The sequence below is a fragment of the Brevibacterium sp. LAARM3_SD1 genome, assembly GCF_057364765.1.
Genome location: NZ_JBNFOL010000002.1, coordinates 59,936 through 81,899, shown reverse-complemented (window position 1 = coordinate 81,899; position 21,964 = coordinate 59,936). Strand labels below are relative to the sequence as shown.

The 21,964-nt window shown below is 64.7% G+C and carries 18 protein-coding genes and 3 pseudogenes; 9 read left to right on the top strand and 12 right to left on the bottom strand.

From position 1 onward, the window contains the following. Positions 1-83 precede the first annotated feature (83 nt). The 3 genes and pseudogenes from arsB to AC2W7L_RS01405 all read left to right on the top strand — a co-directional run bounded on the left by arsB (position 84) and on the right by AC2W7L_RS01405 (position 3,098). Complete coding sequence (gene arsB, locus AC2W7L_RS01415) at positions 84-1,181, top strand: ACR3 family arsenite efflux transporter (RefSeq protein ID WP_486002935.1); 1,098 nt, start codon at positions 84-86, stop codon at positions 1,179-1,181. Then, a pseudogene (locus AC2W7L_RS01410) lies at positions 1,178-1,585 on the top strand (arsenate reductase ArsC); the annotation flags it as partial. The gene arsB and the pseudogene AC2W7L_RS01410, both read left to right, overlap by 4 nt. 85 nt (positions 1,586-1,670) lie before the next feature. Next, a complete protein-coding gene (locus AC2W7L_RS01405) occupies positions 1,671-3,098 on the top strand; it encodes an NAD(P)-binding domain-containing protein (protein WP_486002934.1) in 1,428 nt (475 codons plus the stop codon). 24 nt (positions 3,099-3,122) lie between these two features. Here AC2W7L_RS01405 and AC2W7L_RS01400 read toward each other — a convergent pair whose 3' ends face one another. After that, entirely contained in the window at positions 3,123-3,776 is a 654-nt protein-coding gene (locus AC2W7L_RS01400) for a histidine phosphatase family protein (RefSeq protein ID WP_486002933.1), read from the bottom strand. A gap of 63 nt (positions 3,777-3,839) precedes the next feature. Further along, positions 3,840-4,739 (bottom strand): LysR substrate-binding domain-containing protein, encoded by a 900-nt coding sequence (locus tag AC2W7L_RS01395; protein WP_486002932.1) that lies wholly within the window; start codon positions 4,737-4,739, stop codon positions 3,840-3,842. Between the two features lie 166 nt (positions 4,740-4,905). Between AC2W7L_RS01395 and AC2W7L_RS01390 the strand changes: the two genes are divergently transcribed. Genes AC2W7L_RS01390 through AC2W7L_RS01380 form a run of 3 tightly spaced genes read left to right on the top strand, consistent with a single transcriptional unit; the run spans position 4,906 to position 8,155 of the window. Beyond that, positions 4,906-5,820 carry a CoA transferase subunit A gene (locus AC2W7L_RS01390; protein ID WP_486002931.1) on the top strand — a complete coding sequence of 305 codons (915 nt, stop codon included), beginning with the start codon at positions 4,906-4,908 and terminating at the stop codon, positions 5,818-5,820. Then, positions 5,817-6,665: a CoA-transferase subunit beta gene (locus AC2W7L_RS01385; protein ID WP_486002930.1), complete on the top strand. Its 849-nt coding sequence runs from the start codon at positions 5,817-5,819 to the stop codon at positions 6,663-6,665. The genes AC2W7L_RS01390 and AC2W7L_RS01385 overlap by 4 nt, the downstream gene beginning before the upstream one ends. Positions 6,666-6,703: 38 nt before the next feature. Then, a complete protein-coding gene (locus tag AC2W7L_RS01380; protein ID WP_486002929.1) occupies positions 6,704-8,155 on the top strand; it encodes an MFS transporter in 1,452 nt (483 codons plus the stop codon). 70 nt (positions 8,156-8,225) lie between these two features. Here the strand turns inward: AC2W7L_RS01380 and AC2W7L_RS01375 are convergent, their stop codons facing one another. Beyond that, entirely contained in the window at positions 8,226-9,677 is a 1,452-nt protein-coding gene (locus tag AC2W7L_RS01375; protein WP_486002928.1) for an HNH endonuclease signature motif containing protein, read from the bottom strand. A gap of 388 nt (positions 9,678-10,065) precedes the next feature. Next, positions 10,066-10,656 (bottom strand): hypothetical protein, encoded by a 591-nt coding sequence (locus tag AC2W7L_RS01370; RefSeq protein WP_486002927.1) that lies wholly within the window; start codon positions 10,654-10,656, stop codon positions 10,066-10,068. An 848-nt stretch (positions 10,657-11,504) separates the two neighbouring features. On the opposite strand from AC2W7L_RS01370, the gene AC2W7L_RS01365 reads away from it, so the two are divergent. Next, entirely contained in the window at positions 11,505-12,710 is a 1,206-nt protein-coding gene (locus tag AC2W7L_RS01365) for an NAD(P)-dependent malic enzyme (protein ID WP_369864996.1), read from the top strand. Positions 12,711-12,973: 263 nt separating this feature from the next. On the opposite strand, the gene AC2W7L_RS01360 is transcribed toward AC2W7L_RS01365, so the two are convergent. From AC2W7L_RS01360 to AC2W7L_RS01350, 3 genes are all read right to left on the bottom strand, one after another. Further along, positions 12,974-13,396 carry an organic hydroperoxide resistance protein gene (locus AC2W7L_RS01360; RefSeq protein ID WP_486002926.1) on the bottom strand — a complete coding sequence of 141 codons (423 nt, stop codon included), beginning with the start codon at positions 13,394-13,396 and terminating at the stop codon, positions 12,974-12,976. Positions 13,397-13,504: 108 nt separating this feature from the next. After that, a complete protein-coding gene (locus AC2W7L_RS01355) occupies positions 13,505-13,984 on the bottom strand; it encodes a MarR family winged helix-turn-helix transcriptional regulator (protein WP_486002925.1) in 480 nt (159 codons plus the stop codon). A gap of 341 nt (positions 13,985-14,325) precedes the next feature. Further along, a complete protein-coding gene (locus AC2W7L_RS01350) occupies positions 14,326-15,537 on the bottom strand; it encodes an SPFH domain-containing protein (RefSeq protein WP_486002924.1) in 1,212 nt (403 codons plus the stop codon). Positions 15,538-15,726: 189 nt separating this feature from the next. On the opposite strand from AC2W7L_RS01350, the gene AC2W7L_RS01345 reads away from it, so the two are divergent. Further along, positions 15,727-16,425: a FadR/GntR family transcriptional regulator gene (locus AC2W7L_RS01345; RefSeq protein ID WP_486002923.1), complete on the top strand. Its 699-nt coding sequence runs from the start codon at positions 15,727-15,729 to the stop codon at positions 16,423-16,425. Between the two features lie 139 nt (positions 16,426-16,564). Then, positions 16,565-17,347 (top strand): glucosamine-6-phosphate deaminase, encoded by a 783-nt coding sequence (gene nagB / locus AC2W7L_RS01340; protein WP_486002922.1) that lies wholly within the window; start codon positions 16,565-16,567, stop codon positions 17,345-17,347. A 6-nt stretch (positions 17,348-17,353) separates the two neighbouring features. On the opposite strand, the gene AC2W7L_RS01335 is transcribed toward nagB, so the two are convergent. The 5 genes and pseudogenes from AC2W7L_RS01335 to AC2W7L_RS01315 form a co-directional block, all read right to left on the bottom strand. After that, the gene (locus tag AC2W7L_RS01335; RefSeq protein WP_486002921.1) at positions 17,354-18,040 is read right to left on the bottom strand and encodes an N-acetylmannosamine-6-phosphate 2-epimerase; all 687 of its coding nucleotides are present in this window, start codon (positions 18,038-18,040) and stop codon (positions 17,354-17,356) included. Between the two features lie 101 nt (positions 18,041-18,141). Continuing rightward, positions 18,142-18,273, bottom strand: a pseudogene (locus AC2W7L_RS01330) (ROK family protein); the annotation flags it as partial. Between the two features lie 299 nt (positions 18,274-18,572). Beyond that, positions 18,573-18,950, bottom strand: a pseudogene (locus AC2W7L_RS01325) (ROK family protein); the annotation flags it as partial. Between the two features lie 284 nt (positions 18,951-19,234). Next, positions 19,235-20,152 (bottom strand): dihydrodipicolinate synthase family protein, encoded by a 918-nt coding sequence (locus AC2W7L_RS01320; protein ID WP_486002920.1) that lies wholly within the window; start codon positions 20,150-20,152, stop codon positions 19,235-19,237. A gap of 10 nt (positions 20,153-20,162) precedes the next feature. After that, a complete protein-coding gene (locus AC2W7L_RS01315) occupies positions 20,163-21,851 on the bottom strand; it encodes a sodium:solute symporter family protein (RefSeq protein ID WP_486002919.1) in 1,689 nt (562 codons plus the stop codon). Between the last annotated feature and the right edge of the window lie 113 nt (positions 21,852-21,964).

Below are 21,964 nucleotides of genomic sequence, written 5' to 3'. Positions count from 1 at the left end.
CTTGTGGTCCGATCGTATCGAAGAACTTCAATGCGTCGGCACAAGAGTGCGGCGCAGAACCGACCAGGACCTCAAGGAAGACCATGCACTCCACGGCTACTGCCCACATCGATTCGCCGGTGGCAGCGAAGATGTCGACGCTGGACCGACTCCTGCCGCTGTGGATCATCGGCGCCATGGCGCTGGGTCTGCTGTTGGGCAGGGTCGTGCCCGGCCTGGCAGAGGCCTTGGACTCGGTCAAGGTCGCCGACGTATCCCTGCCGATCGCCATCGGCCTGCTGGTGATGATGTTCCCGGTGCTCGCGAAGGTCCGATACAACGAGACCGGACGCGTGCTCGCCGACAAGAAGCTCATGATCACCTCTTTGGTCATCAACTGGTTGGCAGCCCCCGCGTTCATGTTCGCCCTGGCGTGGCTGTTCCTTCCCGACCTGCCCGAATACCGCACCGGACTCATCATCGTCGGTCTGGCCAGGTGCATCGCCATGGTCCTCATCTGGAACGACCTGGCGTGCGGGGACCGCGAGGCCGCCGTCGTGCTCGTCGCCATCAACTCGGTGTTCCAGGTGATCGCCTTCGGCCTCCTCGGCTGGTTCTACCTGCAGTGGCTGCCGGACCTTCTGGGCCTGCCGACGACCAGCAGCGAATTCTCCTTCTGGGCGATCACCCTCAGCGTTCTCGTCTTCCTCGGCATCCCGCTGCTCGCCGGCTTCCTCACCCGCACCGTGGGGGAGAAGACGAAAGGACGCGAGTGGTACGAAGACCGGTTCCTCCCCAAGATCGGGCCGTGGGCGCTGTACGGACTGCTCTTCACCATCGTCCTGCTCTTCGCCTTCCAGGGTGACGAGATCACCTCTCACCCGGGCAATGTCGCCCGCATCGCCCTGCCGCTGCTCGTCTACTTCGTCGTCGTCTTCGCGTTCGGGATGATCATCGGCAAAGCGCTGAGGCTGGGATACGAGAAGACGACGACCCTGGCGTTCACAGCCGCCGGCAACAACTTCGAACTCGCCATTGCGGTGGCGATCGGAACCTACGGCGTCGCCTCCGGACAGGCGCTGGCCGGAGTCGTCGGCCCTCTCATCGAGGTGCCCATCCTCGTCGCCCTCGTCTACGTCGCGCTGTGGGCACGACCACGATTCTTCCCATCCGCCTCCGGCCAAGGAGTGAACCGAGTATGAGTCCGACACCGATCGACAAGCCGAGCGTCGTCTTCGTCTGCGTGCACAACGCAGGCAGATCCCAGATGGCGGCCGGATTCCTCCGTGAGCTGGGCGGGGAGCAGATCGAAGTCCGATCCGCTGGCAGCGCACCTGCCGAGACGCTCAATCCGATTGCTGTCGATGCGATGGGAGAGCTCGACATCGACATCACCCGAAACAGTCCCACGCTGCTCGACGCCGACACGGTGCGCACCTCCGACGTCGTGATCACCATGGGCTGCGGCGACACCTGCCCGATCTTTCCCGGCAAACGGTACGAAGACTGGGATCTGGATGATCCCGCAGGGCAGAACCTCGAGTCGGTGCGTAGGATTCGTGATGAGATCCGGGCTCGCGTCGAAGCGCTGATCGCCGACCTCGTTCCCGACACCGAGGCGCTGCCCGGCACATCGACCACAGAATCACCTCAACCCACAGAATCACCTCAACCCACCGAGGAGGCCCGCCATGACTGACAATGCGCTCGCCGATCTGCCGGTCGTCGTGATCGGATCCGGACCGGTCGGCCTCGCGGCCGCCGCTCACCTGGTCACCCGCGGAATCCGCCCGCTCGTTCTCGAGGCGGAACCCTCCTCGGCCGCGGCAGTCGCCGAATGGGGCCACATCGGTCTGTTCTCTCCGTGGAAGTACAACATCGACGAGGCGGCGCGAGGTCTGCTTTCGCCCACCGGTTGGCAGGAGCCCGACGGAGACCACCTGCCCACGGGTGCCGAGCTCATCCGCGACTACCTCAACCCCCTTTCGGAAACAGCTGAACTCCGTGACGCTATCCTCACCGATACCCGGGTTGTGGCAGTGAGCCGAGTCGGCAAGGACCGCACCGGAACCTCGCAGCGTGGATCGACTCCCTTCCTCGTCCGCACTCAGAGCTCCGACGGGACATCGGTCGATGTCCATGCCAGGGCCGTCATCGATGCCTCGGGAACCTGGGAGACCCCGAACCCGCTGGGGCAGTCCGGGCTTATTGGTCCGGGTGAGGCTGAAGCCCGCCGCAGGGGGTTCGTCACCTCGCCTCTGCCCGACGTCGTCGGTCGTGATCGCGAGCAGTTCGCCGGGCGGAAGACGCTCGTCGTCGGAGGAGGGCATTCGGCGGCGAACACGCTCTTGGCTCTGGCCGAACTACGAGAGGAATCCCCGGACACGCGAATCGGCTGGGTGCTCAGGCGCGCAGACCCGGCATCCGTCTACGGTGGGGAGGACCAGGACGGTCTGCCGGCTCGCGGAGCCCTGGGCGCGCGGCTCCGCCGCCTTGTCGAAGACGGAGCCATCGATGTGCATGCCTCCACGACGATCACCGGGTTCGCCACCGACGGTGGTGGCACCGTCGCTGCCGAGACCGGCGGTGAGCCGGTGACGCTCCACGCCGATCGGGTCGTCCCGGCCACCGGCTTCCGTCCCGACCTGGGATTCCTGCGCGAGATCCGGCTGGACCTCGACCCGGTTGTCGAAGCCCCGCAGCAGTTGGGGCCGCTCATCGATCCCGAATATCACAGCTGCGGAACGGTCCCGCCGCATGGTGCCCGGGCGCTGGGGCATCCCGAGCCGAATTTTTACATCGTGGGCATGAAGTCCTACGGGCGAGCTCCGACGTTCCTCATGTACACCGGTTACGAGCAGGTCCGCTCCGTCGTCGCAGCAATTGCAGGGGACCACGAAGCAGCGGACCGAGTCGAGCTCGTCCTGCCGGAGACCGGCGTGTGTTCGACCGACATTGGATCTTCGTGTGACGCGCCGACCGGCAAGCCTGGTTCTGTCGACTTGCCCACGGCAGGCGCACCGGATGCAGGCGGATGCTGCGGACCTGCGGAACCGGTTGTGGTCGGGATCCCCACAGGGACAGAACACGGGCGATCCGGAGAGACCGGGAACGGCTGACTCGCGGGCTCGGCCTGCGCTGCCTCAGCGGTAGGTGGCGTTCTTCGGATCCTGGTGGCCGTGGTCGTTGAACGAGATGAGGCTGGTTCCGCCTCGGCCGGTGATGATCTTCGTGATGCCGGTATTGATCGTCACTCGGTTGAACGCCATCCACTGATCGAAGCCGCCGCCGATCAAGCGGGCAGCGGTCCACGCGATCGCGCCGGCGCTCGAGACAACGATTGTCGACTGCCCCGACCCCATGGCGGCGACGGCATCATCCAGGGCGCGTTCGACGCGTGAAGTGAACTGCTTGTAGGTCTCCCGGTAGTCCTCGTCGTGTTCGCCCGAGGCCCAACGGGCGGCACCGCGTTCGAGTTCGCCCTGGAAGATCTTCGAATCGTGCTTGGCACGAGGGTCGACATCGTCGAGCACACCGGTGAGCTCCCACGCGGCGTACTCGTTCCACCCGGAGTCGACATGGGCATCCATGCTCAGGCCCATGCCCTCGAGGAGGCCTTCGGCCGTCTGGCGCTGCCGCAGCATCTCACCATGGACGATCCTGTCCGGCTCGATGCCCTGTGCGCCGAGGAAGCGTCCGGCGATACGGCTCTGCTCCTTGCCGAGATCAGACAGCCGATCATAGTCATCGGTGCCGAACGAAGCCTGTCCGTGCCGGACCAGATAGAGCACACTCATGAATCACTACATCCTCGTCGTGAAGTCCACGCTGCTTTTCGAGCGATCGTTTTCTGATGCAGTCTACGGGACAGCTGTGGGGAACAGCTGCTGGGCCAGTCGAAGAACCTCGGCGAGGGCGGGGCTGGCGCCGTCTCTGCGCCATGCCATGAGCAGCGGAAAAGATCCCTGCGGGTCCTCGAGGGGGACGAAGGCGATGTTGGGGAACGAGGCATTCTGCGGCACTGACGATACGGTGACCGAACAGCCGATCTCAGCGCCGACAAGTGAGAGTATCGTCCACGTGTCCGGAGCCGTCTGGATGACGGTGGGATTGAACCCGGCCGCCTGCGACAGTCCATAGAGTCGCTCGATCGTCGTCGACCCCGGGTTCGGCGGCAGTGTGATGAATTCCTCTCCCTCGAGTTGACTCATCGACACCGAAGTTCGGTCTGCCAGGGGATGGTCCCGGTGCATGGCGACGACGAGTGACTCCTGCGCAACGACTCGTGTGTCGACTGCGTGCGGGATGAACGGCCAGTACCCGAAGGCGAGATCCACAGAACCGTCGGCGACGCTGTCGATGGCCGGCAGGGCAAAGGAAGCACTCTGCAGGCTGAGGTGGATCCCGGGGTGGGTGCCGCGGACGAGCTTGAGCAGACTTCCCATGAGTTTGTGGGTTGCGATGCCGGTGAAAGCTACACGCAAGTGCCCGACCTCTCCCTTCCCCGCGGCCTGCACCGCCGAGTCGGCCAGGCGGTGGCTCATGAGGATGTCGCGCGCAGGTTCGATAAGCGCTTGCCCGGCGGGAGTCAGGCGCACCGACCGGGTGCTGCGTTCGAACAGTTGGGCTGACATATCGGACTCCAGAGTTCGGATGAGGCGGCTGAGGGGCGGCTGGGTCATGTGCAGTCGTTCCGCGGCGCGGCCGAAATGAAGCTCTTCGGCGAGGACGAGAAACGCGCGGATGTGCTTGGTGTCCATATCTGTGCCTCGTTCGTGAGTTCGGTGCGGCCCCGGGGTGTGAGAGGCCGGTTGTTATTCGTGCAGACTATGCATCAATAGTCCTCAGTATAAGTATTGGACGGGTATCAATGATTCTGAAAGGATGACTCAGGTCACAGCCATTCGAGGTTCGAGGAGGAACGCGATGGACAAGACGATGAGTCTGTCCCAGGCGATCGGCACATATCTGAACGATGGGGACACTGTCGCGCTAGAGGGATTCGGGCACATCGTGCCGGTCGCCGCCGCGCACGAGATCATCCGGCAGGACTTCACGGATCTGATCCTTGCCCGCATGTCCTGCGATGTCATCGTCGACCAGCTGCTCGGAGCGAACTGCCTGAAGGGTCTCATCTCCTCGTTCATCGCCAACAGTTCGGCCGGTTCCCTCCACGAACTGCGGCGGCGCATTGAGAAGTCGGACCCGGAGCCGCTGTGGTTCGACGAATACAGTCACGGTGGAATGGTCGCTCGCTACCAGGCCGGTGCCGCGAAGCTGCCGTTCCAGCCCATCGCCTCCTATCGGGGCAGCGACCTGGCGGCGAAGAATCCGCGGATCAGGTCCGTGCCAGACCCTTACGGCGGACCGAACATCCACGTCGTCCCCGCTCTCAACCCCGACCTCACGATCATCCACGCCCAACGCGCGGACATGCACGGAAACGTGCAGGCCTGGGGGATGCTCGGAATCCAAACCGAGGCCGCGTTCGCCGGCCGCCGACTCATCGTCACCGTCGAGGAGATTGTCGACGAGGCTGTCGTCCGATCCGATCCGAACCGTACGATCGTTCCCGCGCACGTCGTCGACGCCGTCGTCGCCGTCCCCCGAGGCTCGCATCCTCACTCGGTCCAGGGCTATTACGACCGCGACGACGAGTTCTCGAGACAGTGGTCGGTGCTCGCGCGCGACGGGGCGGCGGTTCAGAGCTGGCTCGAGACCAACATCCGCGGCACGAACGATCACGATGAGTTCCTTGCGACTCTCGGATCGGACCACTTCGAGCGGATGGCCATCCACGACGCCTATTCGACACCTGTGAACTACGGAGGCCGAGCATGACGCTGAGCGCTCACGACATCGCTGAGACCCAGACCTGCGACGAGGTCAGCGAGACCACAAGCAGCGAGATCGCTGGCGACGAGGTCACCAGCAGCGAACTTCTCACGGTCCATTCGGCCCGTGCGCTGGCCGGACGCAATGTGGTCTTCGCCGGACACGGCCTGCCCACACTGGCCGTCTCTCTGGCCCAGCACACTGTGGCGCCGGACGTCGAGATCGTCTACGAGTCGGGAGTCACCGGAGCCAGACCGCCGGCCATGCCGCGCAGCATTTCGGACTCGATCCTCGTCCCGGGAGCCGCCTCGGTGATGCCGATGACCCACCTGTTCAACTATGTTCTGCAGGGTCAGCGCATCGACGTCGGATTCCTCGGCGCCGCCCAGGTCGACAAGCACGGGAATCTCAACTCCACTCTCATCGGTGAGGACTGGGAGCACCCCGACAGCCGGCTTCCGGGCTCAGGCGGAGCCATCGAGGCCATGGCGGGCGCGGCCGAGATCTTCCTCGTCATGCGCCGACATACCCCGCGTACCTTCGTCGAGTCCTTGGACTTCGTCACCTCCCCGGGGCCGAAGACGGCCGCCGAGGCTGCGGTCGGGTCAATGCCGGCGGGCGCTGGCGTAACCCATGTGATCACTGACATGGGAATCATGACGCGCTTCGCCCAGGACGAAGAACTCACACTCACGGCCGTTCACCCTGGTGTCGACCCTGCCGAAGTGGTGCGCCAGACCGGGTGGAGCCTGCAGGTCTCGCCCGACCTGGAGACGACGCTGCCGCCGACTCCGGGTGAGCTGGCGCTGCTGCGAGAGACGCTCGATCCCACCCGCATCTACCTGCGCTGAACCGGAAGCCTCGCCTGCCGACCCATGTTCACGGGCAATTGTCGGCGACAGCCGTCCAATGCGGCTCCCTGCCGAACACGCGAGAATTCGAATCGAAGAAAGTTGAAATCATGTCAATGAAGACAAATACCCAGGTTGCATCACCGCCTGATCCGAACGTGACTCGTCCTGAGCTGCGCCGTGCCGCATGGTCCTCATGGCTCGGCAGTTCGCTCGAATACATGGACTTCACTCTTTACACGCTTGCCTCCGCCTTGGTCTTCGGGCCGCTGTTCTTCCCCAATGAGACTCCTGCAGTGGCGCTGATCTCCAGCCTCGGTGTCTATGGATCCGGGTTTGTTGTGAGACCTATCGGCGGTTACGTCTTCGGCCGAGTCGGTGACAAGCACGGTCGTCGGATCGTTCTCATCGTCACGCTGTCGATGATGGGCATCGCGACCATGGGCATCGGGCTTCTTCCGACTTATGCACAGATCGGTATCTGGGCGCCGGCACTGCTAGTCCTTCTCCGACTCGTGCAAGGGTTCGGGGCCGGAGCCGAATTGGCCGGAGCGTCGGTGCTCTTGGTCGAATCGTCGCCCGTGCGTCGCCGTGGGCTCTTCGGGGCGATCGTGGCGATGGGGACCAACAGCGGAATCTTCCTGGCCACAGTGCTATGGACTCTACTCACACTTTTGCCCGATGACGCCTTCCTCAGCTGGGGCTGGCGGGTTCCGTTCCTGCTCAGCATCGTCACCACTTTCGTGGCACTGGCGATTCGCACGAAGGTCAAGGAATCTCCGGTGTTTGAGGAAGCCAAGGATCGCCGCGCGGAGGCCGCTGCGAACCAGGTGGAGCAGCCGAGCATTCTTGTCGAGGCACGGCAGTCGGCAAAGTCGTTTCTGCTCGCCCTGGGCATCCGCATGGGCGAGAATTCTGCTGTCTACCTGGTCAAAGGCTTCATGGTCGGATGGGTTGTGACTACGACCGGTCTGGATTCCGCGGTGGTTACGACAGGCATCATGATCGGAACCGTCATCGGTTTCGCGACCGTGCCCTATTTCGGCAAGCTCAGCGACAAGTTGGGCCGACGGCCGGTGTTCCTGGGCTTCACTCTCTTCCAGATCCTCTTCGCGATTCCGGCTATGTTGCTCATCGAGACCGGCAATCCGATCGTCATTGCCGCGGTATTCGCTATCTTCGTGGGCGGCCCCCTGCCGAACCTCTATGGCGTTGAGTCGAGCTGGTTGGTTGAACTGTTTGGATCGAAACACCGGTATACGTTCATGACTACGATCAAGGAAGTTGGGTCGGTAGTTTCCGGCGGCTTGGCGCCGGTGATTGCGGCTGCGCTCGTAGCTGTGATCACAGACTCGTGGTGGCCCGTCGCGATCGTTCTCATCCTCTTTGCTGGCTGCGGCTTGCTCGGCGCACTTTTCGCGCCAGAGACCCGTGGTCGTGACCTCACAACTGAAGTCGACGCAGTGGACGAAAGCCGCGCTCTGCAGTAGAGGAGGGGCGGCAGACGTACCGGCACTTGCCGCCGCTGTCTAAGCTGGGAGCAGGCCCCTTGCCGCGTAATCAGAACGGCGGGGGATCGACCTCGAGGTCGTGGTCCCAATTGATCCGGTCGGGTACGTAGCGGGAATCCCAGGGGTCGGTGGCTCCTGAGCTGTCCTGGGAGTACCTCGGTGCAACATCGGCGAGTGCCTCGGCGATGGCGGCCCGCTCCCGAGCGACGACGTCGGCGTCTCGGGCCGCGGCGGCCTTCTTCTCGCGCAGTTTCTCTTTCCGAAGGCGTGCGCGCTCCGTATTGATCTTGGCCATCTGAGCGCGGTAGCCCGCATACCAGTTTCCGGTCAGCTGCTTTCTGGCTGCAGGGTTGTTTCCTGCGGGAAGACAAGGTTGTTGGGCAGACTTCTCCCAATTGAGGCAGCGTTCCAGCCGCAGCCGACGAGTTTCAGCCTGCTGCTTCTCGAACGCTTCCGCCAGTCGGCGCTCACGTGCTTCGCGCTCCTCTCGGCAGCGCTTCTCTTCATCGCGCTGGCGGATCGTCGATTCACCAGGCATGAGTTCGAGCACCGTTAGTGCGGGAGGCACCATTGACCAGGGCAGTTTCCACCGCTTGAGACCCAGTCGTCCTAAGGCATCGAATTCGAGTGCTTGTGCAACATTGATCGGTTGCCCGGGCGCAGACACAGTGGTCGAGATCCCGTGTTTGAACTCGTAGTCGAGCTCACCGGATTTGGGCATAGTGACCCGAAGGCGGCCGGCGGTCTTCAACGAATGATGCTTCTTGCACAGCGGATGCAGGTTTCCGAACCGAGTGAGACCGCCCTTGAGCGGATCCAGATGGAAGAACGGAACGACATGGTCGATCTCTGACTTCTCTGCCCGGCGCGAGCAGCCGGGAACGGTGCACACCGTCCACTGTTCGATCAGTGTCTTCCGAAGATCTCTGGGGACCTGGTAGGTGGTCGCCTTAGCGTCGATGGGTGTGCCGGTAGCGGGATCGGTGAGGATCCGCTGGATGCTCTTCGAACGGCCGGCGATGTTGCGGGCTACCTCGGCGGGCACCGGAGAGCCGTCGGCAAATGTACCGGGCAGGTCCGAGTCTCCGGTGAGCGTGAGGAAGGGAACGGTCACCACGGTGGCGGCCTGATGCGACAGCCACTGGCTGCTGGTGGGCATGCGCAGCTTGACGAAATATTCAACGGGTCCGGCGGCGTCCTCGTCGTCGGGGCGGAATGCGGATCCGGTGGACCGGCCTTGCGAGGAATTGCTGTCAGTTGACTCCGTGCTGTCAGCGGATCCCGAAGCGACGTCCTTGGCGAAACCAGCGACGGCGTCATCGCGGTCCATGTCCGGAATGAGTTCGCCGTCGGCGTCGAGCAGCGACGCTTCTTTGGCAGTTTGGATTCCCGTGATCGGGTCGACCGAGATGACCTTGACCTTGAGTTCCGGCACAGGTCGGGTGAAGAGGTCGTACTCGAGCTGCGAGATAGACCGGTCATCGCTGATCTCAACCCCCACGGGCAGATTGAACGCCGACTTGTTCTTGCGTGCACGGCAAGCGCGATGCCTTGAATGCGGTTGTAGCAGGCGAAGATCTCAGCCGAAGGGCCGCTGACGGTCAGGCAAGCAGAGCCGTCCTTAAAACCCTCGACGTCGACGCGACGACGTTTGGTGGCGAGCTCGGTGTTGTCGACCCGAGGAACGAGCAGGGCGATCATCTTCGCCAGGTCCCGGCGCAAGGTCTCGCAGGTGATGTCGGCGCGCCTGGCAGCCAGGAAGGTATCGAGTTTCGGGAGGTAGTCAAACGCGACATCGGCACATTGGCGGGAGACCACGTCGACATGAGCCTGGGTGAACTCGCCTGCGCGAACTCGATCGGCAAAGCGGGGGAGACCATAGAAGATCGTCATTGCGCCGGACAGCTGACGGTAGGTGCGAGCAGTGTTGGTTCCCAAAATCTCGAGATCTCGACGAGATCCTCAGCGTCGACATAGTCATAGACCCACTTCGAAAAGCAGACGCCTTCATCGAGCTCGGGGAATTCGGGCAGTTCCTTCGAATCGGACTCGGCCGCCTTTTTCAACTGCTGGCGGGCGAAGTCGGCGTCATAGGGCACTACTGATGTGGAGGTGGGGGACGATGCGTCCTTGGGGCAGGTCTCGGGCGCCGACTCAGATGGTTCAGCCGACTCCTCGCTGTCGCGTCCGGCGCTCTGTTCGGACTCTCTGGCGCGACGGTCGAAGGATCCTGCGATCGTTTCGCAGCGGAAGGGTTCGGAGCCCTCGGGAACGGGGAAATCGAAGCCGATGAAAACCTGCTCGAGGACGACTGAAGAGACTGACTCGAGAAGCGAGAAATGGGCGCGATCGGACGCGACGGCGTTCTCGGCGAAGCGAGACATGCTCGATTCGAAGCGGATGGCGAATCGGGGCGACGGCTGTGTCGCGCCCGGTTCTTCGGTCTGATCGGGGGTCGAACGGTTGGTGGTGCCCTTCATTGCTCTTTCACCTGCCTCGGACTTCGTTGTCGGGGAAGTGGTGCTGATTTGAAAAGCTGTTAACTCTATAGTAGATGATCAGGGTGACATATACAATAGAAAAACAGGAGAAGGTTCGAATATGTTTCGAGTTCTCATGTTAGATTCTTCGGTTATCTGATCATCATTGCACTCCGCACTGACATAAGAGCGATAGGCAATGTCTGAGCAGGTCCGACGCGGTATCGGTGTGAATGAGCCTTCTCGAGGCAGGTCTGTCTCAGTTGGCGGGGCAGGCGGTGCGGCGAGAGCAGGTGGAGCGAGGAGGTGAGGCGGCGAAGAAGATGTCTGCAGCGCTATCGCCGTGATCGGAGACCTGGACCATCCCGGCCCGTCGAGAGCGACCCAGCATCACCGCCCCACAGCACCACCCCACGGTGCACCCTACGGTGGTCCAAAGGTCTGGAGAACATGCCACCGGAAGGTGGGGTCGCCTCGGCGAGGGCCGGATATTCGGGTGAAACGGGTCACAGCATCGGTTATGCTGTTCGAGTTGCCGGATGCGACCCATGAGGTCGGTACTCGCCACATGCGAGCCGTATCCGCACTGCGCGAAACCGCGTCGCCCTTCACCTAGGGCACGTCGCGGGTCGCGTCGACGTCACCGCACCATCCTTCACTGGTGACCAGTTCTTCGCCCAGACCATCGCCTGCGCTCACGGTCGACCGTGTCCGCGCCGGCCGACGGCCAGACGATCACTGCCGGCTGCGCCGATGATCCGATCATCGAGCGGAGTGCTCGCCCAACCGAGTGCTCACGAGCTTCGTAAGCTCACGGACCGCCGCCGCATCAACCATGAGGATCAACCATGACGACCACCGCTCACAACTCCGCCGCTTCCGACCAGGGCTCCAAGGGCCCGATCACCGACGCCGAGATCTTCGAGGCGCACGAAGGCGGCAAGCTCTCCGCCGAGCTCACCTCACCGCTCCAGACCCAGCGCGACCTGTCGATCGCGTACACCCCGGGCGTGGCCAAGGTCTGCACCGCGATCAAGGACGAACCGCAGCTGGCGCGCACGCACACGTGGACCGGCCGACTCGTCGCGGTCATCTCTGACGGATCGGCTGTGCTCGGTCTCGGTGACATCGGTCCGGCCGCCTCGCTGCCGGTGATGGAGGGCAAGTGCGCTCTGTTCAAGTCCTTCTCCGGGCTGAATGCGATTCCGATCGTGCTCGATACCAATGACACGGACGAGATCGTCGAAACGATCGTCCGGATGGCTCCGACCTTCGGCGCAATCAACCTCGAGGACATCTCCGCCCCGCGCTGCTTCGAGATCGAGGACCGGGTCAAGGAAGCCCTCGACATCCCCGTCATGCACGATGATCAGCACGGCACCGCCGTCGTCGTCCTCGCCGCTCTGACGAACGCTCTGCGCGTGGTGAAGAAGTCCTTCGAGTCCGTCCGCGTGGTCGTCTCCGGCGCCGGTGCCGCCGGTGTGGCCGTGGTGAAGATCCTCGCCGACGCAGGCGTGAAGGACATCGTCGTCCTCGATTCCAAGGGAGTCGTCGAGTCCGGTCGCTCTGACCTGTCCGAGACCAAGCAGTTCCTCGCCGAGTCGACGAATCCGCGCGGAATCTCCGGTGGGATCGGCGAAGCCCTCGACGGTGCCGATGCCTTCATCGGCGTCTCTGGCGGCACCATCGACGAGGCGCATCTGGAGAACATGGCCGACGACGCGATCATCTTCGCCCTGTCGAACCCCAACCCCGAGGTGGCCCCCGACGTCGCGTCCAAGTACGCCACCGTGGTGGCCACCGGACGCAGCGACTTCCCGAACCAGATCAACAACGTCCTCGCGTTCCCCGGAATCTTCCGCGGCGCGCTCGACGCCGATGCCAATGAGATCACCGACGATATGAAGCTCGTCGCCGCTCGTGCGATCGCCGATCTCGTCGGCGATGACCTCGAGCCCGGCTACATCGTGCCCGGTGCGCTCGATTCCCGTGTGGCCCCGGCCGTCGCCGAGGCGGTCGAGAAGTCCGCGCTGGAAGCCATGGCCAAGCGCTGAGGCGATGGCCGAGCGCTGAGGTCATAACGTCGCGCTGAGGTTCGCATGCGCCCGCTGGTATCCGCTGATGTCAGCTGGGGTTTGGGTGGGGCAGGGCCTGCGGGCCGGCTGCTGAATCCGAACGGTACTGAGGGGCGGGTGAAGAGAGATCTTCACCCGCCCCTCAGCTGTTGTTGCGGCCGGAGGTTCTGGCCCGCGCCGGCGCGCCGGTGTCGGTCGGCCGTCGGAGGGCTGCCGACCGACACCGGCGGCCGCGTTGCCGCTCAGTCGTCGGTGACGGTGATGGTGACGTCGATGTTTCCGCGGGTGGCGTTGGAGTACGGGCACACCTTGTGGGCCTTGTCGGCCAGCGCCTGGGCCTCGGCCTTGTCGAGGTGCGGGAGTGTGACCTCGAGTTCGACGGCGAGCTGGAACCCGCCCTCATTGTCCTTGCCGATGCTCACGCGTGAGCCGACCGTGGAATCGTCGACGTTCGCCTTGGCTTGACCGGCCACGAGGCGCAGCGCTGAGTGATAGCAGGCCGCGTAGCCGACGGCGAAGAGCTGTTCGGGATTCGTGCCGTTGCCGCTGCCGCCCATCTCGGTCGGAGTCGCGAGATCGACATCGACCTTTCCGTCGCTCGTGCGTCCGTGGCCGTCGCGGCCTTCGCCTGTGGCCAGTGCTTCTGCTGTGTAGAGAGCCCTCATGATATTTCCTTCCGTTGGTGGTGCATTGTCGGATCAGTGGTGATTGTGGGGTCAGCGGTGCAGCACGGGTTCAGTGGCGCGCTGCCAATGCAGAGGCGCGGTGCGAGTTCAAAGGTGCGGCAGGGGGGCGGGGGACTCGACAGGCGCGGATTCCGCGCGCAGGTTCCTCGTCAGCGCGCGCAGAGTCTCCAGCAGCTCGGGCATCGTCGCGGGGTCAAGATTCGTGCGCTCGCCGATCCGGGCCGGCACGCATTCGGCGCGTTCTTTGGCCGCTGCGCCCTCGGCGGTGGCGCGGACGAGAACTCTGCGCGAATCCTCGGCGGAACGATGACGGGTGACGAAGCTGAGCGATTCGAGTCGTGACAGCAGAGGGGAGAGCGTGCCCGAGTCGAGCTGCAGACGCTCGCCGAGGCGCTTGACCGTCACGCCCTCGTCGTCGGAGCTCTCTTCCCACAGCACGAGCATCACCAGATACTGCGGATAGGTGATGCCGAGTTCGGCAAGCAGATCCTTGTACGACGCGGTCATCGCTCGTGACGCCGAATAGAGAGCGAAGCAGAGCTGCCGGTCGAGGTCGAGCGCGTTCATATGAGAATGATTGCACACAATTCAATTGCGCACAACCAATAATTGCAGGCGGCACCGAGTTCCCAGGAGTCAGTCAGTTCACGGGCGGCGTCAATTTCCCAGGTGGCGGCGAGTTCCTAGGAAGAGAAGTTCCCAGGTGGCGGCGAGTTCCTATGGGGAGGACCTCCTTTGGGGAGGAGTACCCAAGTGGAGCACCGGGGGTGCGCATACGGATGAGGAGTGGGCGAAGATCTCTCTTCACCCACCCCTCGGAAGTGTGTGCTGAGCTGTGTCTGCCGGCTCAACTCTGGCCGGCCCAGCGATGCCGGTCCAGCACTGCCGGCCGGCCCAACGATGCCAGCTCAGCCCTGGTTGCCGCCGCGGCGGTTGCGCCACTGCTCGGCGGCGGCGCGAACGGCCGACTGGGCCGCGGAGCGCGGATCCGAGTGCCCCTGCCCGCCGTGCTGACTTTGGCCCTGTCCGCCCGTTCCCTGACCGGAGCCGCCCTGGCCCTGTCCGCCGACATACTGCCCGGACCGATCTGCCGGGGGAGTCGTCGGCTGCGGCGGGACGTTCGTGCCGTCGGCGCCGTTGCCGGAACTGCTCCTGGAATCGCCGCCCGCATCGTCGCGGCCCTGCGGTGCCGGCAGGTGCGAGCCTTCGTCGGCGGCATTGGCGGCGAACAGGGCGTTGCGGATCTCCTGGCCCATCTCGCCCAGGCCGCCCGGGTTCGACGGCATGAACAGCACGTTCGACCGGCCCTCCTGCGCGACGTTCTGCATCGTGTCGAAGTACTGGGTCATCATCAGCAGCTGCTCGGCAGTCTTGTGGATGCCCACCTCCTGGAGCAATGCGTACTGTTCGGCGATGCCGTTGGCGATCGCCTTCCGCTGAGCGGCCACGCCTTCACCGTGCAGGCGCATCGCCTCGGACTCTGCCTGAGCCTGGGTGACGCGCTTGATCTTGTCCGCCTCGGCGAGGGACTGTGCGGCGACGCGGTCACGCTGTGCGGCGTTGATCGAGTTCATCGAATCGCGCACCTTCGGATCAGGGGTGATGTCGGTGACCAGGCTGCTCACGATCTTGAATCCGTAGCGCTTCATCGATTCCGAGAGCCGGCCCTCGACGTTCTCCGCGATGTCGTCCTTCGACTCGAACGCAGTGTCCAGAGTCAGGCCCGAAAGAGCCGAACGAACGGTGTCGAAGACGTAAGAGCGGATCTGCTCCTCGGAGTTCGCCAGCTTGTAGTACGCATCGGCTACGTTGTCCTCTTCGACGACGTACTGGACGGCGACGGGAACCGTGACGAAGACGTTGTCCTTCGTCTTCGACTCGATGTTGACTTCGAGCTGCTGAACTCGCAGCGAGATCGGTCGGCTCGTCGTCTCGATGAACGGCACCTTCGTGTTCAGTCCCGGCTTCGCGACCTTCTTGAACTTGCCGAACCGCTCGACGATGACGTTCTCCTGCGTCTTCACCGTGAAGAACATGCTGGTGCGCAGCTTGCCGAACAGCAGAACGGCGATGACGAGGATGACGATGATTATGGCGAATGTGGCCACCACTCCACTCATGACTTCTCCAATGGGTCGTGGTTGTCGGCCGTGCGACGACCGCTGACGCCTATCACTCTAGTAGTCATCGAGTGCCGCGTATATGACAAGGCCGCTGGTTCTCGTCTCGAGGAGGGAGCTCATCACCGATACATCTGATGTCAGACGTATAATGGAGGCTCAGCATGGAACGACCAGCAGAAGGTGATCATGGCGGAGACGACAGAGACCGGACGGAAAGTGACGACGTCCGACAGGATCAAGGATCTCATCCTCTCCGACGGTCTGCGTCCCGGTGACCTGCTGCCGACCGAAGGTGAACTGTGCACCCGCCTCGGCGTCTCGCGGTCGAACGTCAGGGAAGCCATCCGCAAACTCTCGACCCTCGACATCGTCGACGTCCGCCACGGCCACGGCACCTACGTCGGCGAGATGACGCTCGACGCGCTCGTCGAAGCCCTCGTCTTCCGCGGCGTGCTCAGCCCCGGCGACGATCTCGACGCCCTGCGTGATGTCGTCGAGGTGCGCAAGGCCCTCGACCACGGAATGTCCGAGCAGATCGTCGACGCCCTGAACGGCACAGAGAATTCCGAGCTCAAGGACCTCGTCGATGAGATGACCGCGCTCGCCGCCGCCGGAAAGACCTTCCCGCAGCAGGATCGCGCCTTCCACACGGGACTGCTCGCGAAACTCGGCAACTCGCTCGTCGGCCAACTCGTCGCAGCGTTCTGGGATGTGCACACGGCCGTCCTGCCCAAACTCAACGTCGCCGTGGCCGCCGACCTCGAGCAGACAGCGCAGGCCCACGGCCTCATGCTCGAAGCGGCGGAATCCGGCGATTCCGAGGCCTTCCGCGCCGCGATCACCGCCCACTATGAGCCGATCATGCGCGCCCTCGAGCAGAATTGATTGACTGCAGACTGACGCCCACGCAACCGACCTGGCCAGTGGCGAACGAAGACCGCAATACGCCGAACATGACCCGCAAGACGCTCAACACAGACCGCGAGATGTCGAACCTGCACCGCATAACGCCGAAGGAGAACTGATGGAAGTCGTCATCGCCGACGAATACACGCTGGCGGAACTCGCCGCCGACGCGATCGAGCGGCTGCTGCGCACCGAAGCCGCCCCGGTCATCGGGCTGGCAACCGGATCGAGCCCGCTGCGCATCTACGATGAGCTGACCACCCGCCACAAGAACGAAGGGCTGTCCTTCGCCCACGCGCAGGCGTTCATGCTCGACGAATACGTCGGCATCGCCGACGACCATCCGCAGCGTTATCGCAATGTCATCGACACCGAGATCGCCACGCGCGTCGACTTCGCCGAGGGGGCCGTCCACGGTCCGGAAGGGTCGGCCGATGATCTGGCGGCCGCCTCGGCGGACTATGAACACAAGATCGCCGAGGCGGGCGGGATCGACCTGCAGATCCTCGGGATCGGCAGCGACGGTCACATCGCGTTCAACGAACCCGGATCGTCCCTGGCCTCGCGGACACGGGTGAAGTCCCTGACGCACCAGACGCGGATCGACAACGCGCGGTTCTTCGACGGCGACGTCGAGCAGGTGCCGAAGCTGTGCCTGACCCAGGGGCTGGGCACGATCATGGAGGCCAAACACCTCATGCTCGTAGCGACCGGCGGCAACAAGGCCGAGGCCGTGCATCAGATGGTCGAGGGACCGATCTCCGCGATGTGGCCGGCGACCGTGCTCCAGATGCACCCGCACGTCACGGTCATGCTCGACGATGCGGCGGCGTCGCGCCTGCAGCTCGGCGACTACTACCGCCACGCATACGAGAACAAACCGGAATGGCAGAGCCTCTGAGCGAAATCAGCCCTCGACCGCCTCGGTGAACCATGAGGTGATCGTCGTCGGATGCGTGATCGCGGTGCCCACGACGACGGAGTCGGCGCCGGCCTCGACCGCGGCGGCGGCATGCAGCGGGGTGTGGATGCGGCCCTCGGCGACGAGCAGCGCGGGCAGTTCCGCAACTCGGAGGGCGCTGATGAGTTCGAGATCGGGACCCTCGGTCTTCGCCCGTTCGCCGGTGTAGCCGGCCAGGGTCGTGCCGATGATGTCGGCTCCGGCCTCGACCGCGGCCAACGCATCGTCAAGGCTGCCGCAATCGGCCATGACCAGGGCATTCGTCTGCTCATGGAGGCGTTCGACCGTCTCGGCCAGGCTCAGTCCGTCGGGTCGTGCGCGTCGAGTGCCATCGAGGGCGACGATGTGGGATCCGGCAAGAACCACCGCATAGGCGTGCTGGAAGGTCGGAGTGATGACGACGCCGTCCTTGCCGTCCTTCCACAGCCCGATGATCGGGACCTCGACGGCCGAGCGGGTCGCCTGAATATCGCCGAGCCCCTGCACTCGCACTGCCGCCGCTCCTCCGCTGACCGCCGAGGCCGCCACCTGCGCCATCGTTCTCGGATCGCGCATCGGCTCGCCGTGATAGGCCTGCGCGGAGACGATGAGCCGCCCCCGCAGAGCCTCGAGGATCTCGGTCTTCGACAACATCAGTGAGTCTCCTTCTTCTGGCCGTTCTTCCCGCCGGGCTCGTCGTTCCACAGGCCGGCGGCGCCGATGAGCGCGGCATCCTGTCCCAATTCTGCCTTCACGAGCTGAGCTCCGGAGGCGGCGGGGATGAGTTCCGCGGCGAAGGCCGCCCGGAGGGGGTTCCACCAGATGCCGTCCATCTCGGCGAGTCCGCCGCCGATGACGACGAATTCGGGGGAGAGGACATTGACGATCCCGCCGAGTGCCGACCCGAGGCACGTGCCCCGATGTCGAAGGCGCGAAGCGCCAGTTCATCCCCCGCCGAGGCGGCCGCCGCCAATTCTCGGGTGTTGGCTGGGACGCACGCTGAGTTCACCGAGGCGGCCGCCGCATCACGATCGGATCCTGAATTTGGCCCCGAGGAGGAGCTGGACGGATTCGCCGATTCCTGATTGTGGGAATGTTCGTGTGCCGCAGGCTCTGCCGGCCCGGGAGAGGGCTCGGCGGAGCCATAGGCCAGGCGCCGGTAGGTTTCGAGAACAGCCGGACCCGAGGCAATGGCTTCGACGTGGCCGGTTCCGCCGCACGGGCAGCCCAGACCGGTTGCAGCCGCGACGGGCACATGCCCGATGTGACCGGCCGCGGAGTTCCGGCCTGTGAGCAGATGCCCATCGGCGATGAACCCGCCGCCGATTCCGGTGCCCGCCGCGACGAGCAGGCAGCTTCGAGCACCGCGGGAGGCTCCGGCGGCTGCCTCGCCGAGGGCATGGGCGTGCACATCATTGACGACGCGCACGGGAAGACCGGTGCGCGCCGTGAGTTCAGCGAACAGGTCCGTTCCGGCCCATCCGGGCAGGGACTCCGTCGCGGAGACGACGAGACCGCTCGACGGGTCGATGACCCCGGCCGCGCCGATGCCGATCCGCCACACGAAGTCGGAACCCGAGCCGTCCCCGCCCCCGGCAAGACCGCCGGATCCGGCACTGCCACGACCGGCAGTCGCGGCACTGCCATGACCGCCGGTCTCGGCGCCACGCGCACCCGACGTCTCCGCGATGACGGCGGCGGCCACCTCGGCGATGGTGTCGAGAACGGCCCGGGCACCTGCGGTCGCAGGCGTCGGGACGCTGCGCACGTGCGCAAGTTCGTCGTCGATGACGGAACCGGCACGGATCTTCGTGCCTCCGACATCGACGGCGACGGTGGCGGGCAGGGTCACAGCAGTCCTGCGGCGGCGACGATCTCGCGGACGCGCTCGGCCTCTTCGGCGTTGAGCGCCTCCATCGGCTCGGCCATCCGGTTCGAGTCGATGACGCCCATGAGCTGCAGAGCGGTCTTGAACCCGCCGAGGCCCGCCGCACCTGCGGACACGCGGCCCGGGGTCGCGGCTCCGGTGATGTCGAACAGGCGTGCCACGCGATCCTGCTCGGCCGCCGCGGCCTGCCAGTCGCCGGCCTTCGCGGCATCATAGATGCGCACGTATGCGGCGGGGTCGACGTTGCCGAGCCCGGGGACGATGCCCGCCGCGCCGCCGAGCATCGCACCGTCGGTGACCACCTCGTGGCCGGTGAACACGGCGAAGTTCTCCAGGTGCTTCGTCGCCAGCAGCAGTCGGCGGAAGCCGACGTCGTCACCCGAGGAGTCCTTGACTCCGGCGATCACACCCTCCTCGGCGAGGCGGACGAGGACGTCGAGCGGCATCTTCATATGCGTGCGCACCGGCACGTCGTAGGCGAAGACGGGCACGCTGATATGGGCGGCGACGGCGCGCAGGTGGCGCTCCACCTCGGCGGCATCGGACAGGGCATAGAACGGCGTGGTCACGACGGCGGCGTCACCGCCGATGGCCAGCAGACGGTCGGCCTCGTCGAGAACCCGGGGGGTCGTCTGCTCGCTGATGCCCACGAGTACGGGCACCCGGCCGGCGGCGGCCTCGAGCGCGGTTTCGAGCACGAGGTCACGTTCGGCGTTCGTCAGGTACGGGACCTCACCGGAGGACCCGAGCACGAAGATTCCGTGCACTCCACCGGCCACGAGGTGGTCGACGAGGGCGGCCAACCCGGCGCGGTCGATCTCGCCGTCCGCGGTGCGCGGGGTCAGCAGCGGGGGGATGATGCCGTGGAAGTCAGTCATGGTCGTGTCCTTACTTGTCGTTCTTGTCATTGCTCGCCGAGGCGGCCCCGGGCTCGGTCGGATCCGATCCGATCGTCGGGGCTGAGTCGGCGGAGACTGCGGGGGAGGCGGCCCCGGAGACCGCGGGGGAGGCGGCCGCGGATGCGGCGACCGCCCGGGCAGGTTCGGTGGGAACTCGGCGAGTGTAGGCCGAGCGCTTGCCGAAGATCGTCAGCGGCAGCACATCGTGGTCGCTGCGGCCGCGCTGCATCGTCCCGGTGAGCAGGGAGATGAGGTAGCCGAAGACCATGGCGCCGATGAATGCGACGGTGGAGACGGCGAACGGCGAGAGCCCGGCCGTGTCCTGGACGATCCAGGCCAGTGCAGCACCGAGCAGAAGGCCTGCGAGCACTCCCGAAGTGTTCGCTCGCTTCGTGAAGATCCCGAGGGCGAAGACGCCGGCCAACGGAACGCCGAAGAGCCCGGTGATCGACAGGAACAGGTCCCAGGTCTGGGCCTGATCGGTCGCCGAGAGGTAGAGCGCGACGCCGACGGACAGGGCGCCGACGATGACGATGACGGCGCGGGAGAAGGCGACTCCGGTGCGAGGCGCTCCGTCTTTCGACGGGAAGAAGCGGTCGCGGATGTCGACGGTCACGCAGGCCGAGATCGAGTTGAGGCTCGACGAGATCGTCGACTGCGCAGCGGCGAAGATCGCGGCGATGAGCAGGCCCGAAATGCCGGCGGGCAGAGCGGTGACCGCGAAATACGGCACGAGCGCCGAGGTGTTGAAGCCCTCCGGCAGCGACTCCGTGTGCCGGTAGAAGCTGAAGAGGACGGTGCCGATTCCGTAGAACAGGGGGATCGTCAGCAGAGCGAGGAAGCCGTTGACGATGAGCGACCGTGCCGTCGACTTCGGCGAATCCGTCGTCTGGTAGCGCTGGACGACGTCCTGGCTCGCGGTGTACTGGTGCAGGTTGTTGAAGACCGAGCCGAGGAAGACGATCGGAATGGCTGCTGCGGCTCCGCCGAACTTCCAGTTGTCGGCGGAGATGAACTTGTCATCGGCCGCGGCGTCGGAGACCACGGTGGCCAGGCCGCCGTCGAGGGCCATGATGCCGAAGACGAGGATGACCGCGGCACCGACGAGGAGGATGATGCCCTGGACGACATCGGACCAGATGACGCCCTCGATGCCGCCGAGGAAGGTGTAGACGACTGAGAGCACGCCGACGGCTCCGGCGACGAGCGCGGGTTTGATGTCGGTGACCGAGCTGATGGCCAGGGTCGGCAGATAGATGACGATGGCGACGCGGCCGATGTGGAAGAGGACGAAGAGCACCGAGCCGAGCACGCGGATGCTTGGGCCGAAGCGCTCTTCGAGGTACTCATACGCCGTGGTGACGTCGAGTTTGCGGAAGAACGGGATGTAGAAGATCACGAGCAGCGGGACGATCGCGAAGATCGCGATATTGCCGGCCGCATAGGACCAGTCGGTGAGGAATGCCTGCTCGGGCGTGGACATATAGGTGATCGCCGACAGCGTCGTCGCGTAGATGGAGAAGCCCGCCGCCCAAGCCGGGATCCGCCCTTCGGCCTTGAAGAAGGCGTCCTTGCCTCTGCCGGCCCGGCGGGTGAACCAGACCGCGATGCCGAGGGTGGCCAAGAGGTAGATGATGATCACGGCCCAGTTGAGGCCGCCGAGTCCCGGAGCGTCCATGCTCCCTCCTCACGTGGATGATGTAGAGGGCCGGCGCGGGCGTGAGTGCGAGCGGAAGCCCCATCTGACATTTAGGACCGACACGTAAGACGTATGATGTCCTATGTTGTGAA

Bases quoted from the DNA above. Each gene is read 5' to 3' on its own strand.
- AC2W7L_RS01365 (WP_369864996.1), top strand. From the start codon at position 11,505: ATGACGACCACCGCTCACAACTCCGCCGCTTCCGACCAGGGCTCCAAG.
- AC2W7L_RS01360 (WP_486002926.1), bottom strand. From the start codon at position 13,396: ATGAGGGCTCTCTACACAGCAGAAGCACTGGCCACAGGCGAAGGCCGC.
- AC2W7L_RS01320 (WP_486002920.1), bottom strand. From the start codon at position 20,152: ATGACTGACTTCCACGGCATCATCCCCCCGCTGCTGACCCCGCGCACC.
- AC2W7L_RS01385 (WP_486002930.1), top strand. From the start codon at position 5,817: ATGACGCTGAGCGCTCACGACATCGCTGAGACCCAGACCTGCGACGAG.
- nagB (WP_486002922.1), top strand. From the start codon at position 16,565: ATGGAAGTCGTCATCGCCGACGAATACACGCTGGCGGAACTCGCCGCC.
- AC2W7L_RS01355 (WP_486002925.1), bottom strand. From the start codon at position 13,984: ATGAACGCGCTCGACCTCGACCGGCAGCTCTGCTTCGCTCTCTATTCG.
- AC2W7L_RS01315 (WP_486002919.1), bottom strand. From the start codon at position 21,851: ATGGACGCTCCGGGACTCGGCGGCCTCAACTGGGCCGTGATCATCATC.
- AC2W7L_RS01390 (WP_486002931.1), top strand. From the start codon at position 4,906: ATGGACAAGACGATGAGTCTGTCCCAGGCGATCGGCACATATCTGAAC.
- AC2W7L_RS01400 (WP_486002933.1), bottom strand. From the start codon at position 3,776: ATGAGTGTGCTCTATCTGGTCCGGCACGGACAGGCTTCGTTCGGCACC.
- AC2W7L_RS01345 (WP_486002923.1), top strand. From the start codon at position 15,727: ATGGCGGAGACGACAGAGACCGGACGGAAAGTGACGACGTCCGACAGG.
- AC2W7L_RS01350 (WP_486002924.1), bottom strand. From the start codon at position 15,537: ATGAGTGGAGTGGTGGCCACATTCGCCATAATCATCGTCATCCTCGTC.
- AC2W7L_RS01395 (WP_486002932.1), bottom strand. From the start codon at position 4,739: ATGGACACCAAGCACATCCGCGCGTTTCTCGTCCTCGCCGAAGAGCTT.
- AC2W7L_RS01405 (WP_486002934.1), top strand. From the start codon at position 1,671: ATGACTGACAATGCGCTCGCCGATCTGCCGGTCGTCGTGATCGGATCC.
- AC2W7L_RS01335 (WP_486002921.1), bottom strand. From the start codon at position 18,040: ATGTTGTCGAAGACCGAGATCCTCGAGGCTCTGCGGGGGCGGCTCATC.
- arsB (WP_486002935.1), top strand. From the start codon at position 84: ATGCACTCCACGGCTACTGCCCACATCGATTCGCCGGTGGCAGCGAAG.
- AC2W7L_RS01370 (WP_486002927.1), bottom strand. From the start codon at position 10,656: ATGAAGGGCACCACCAACCGTTCGACCCCCGATCAGACCGAAGAACCG.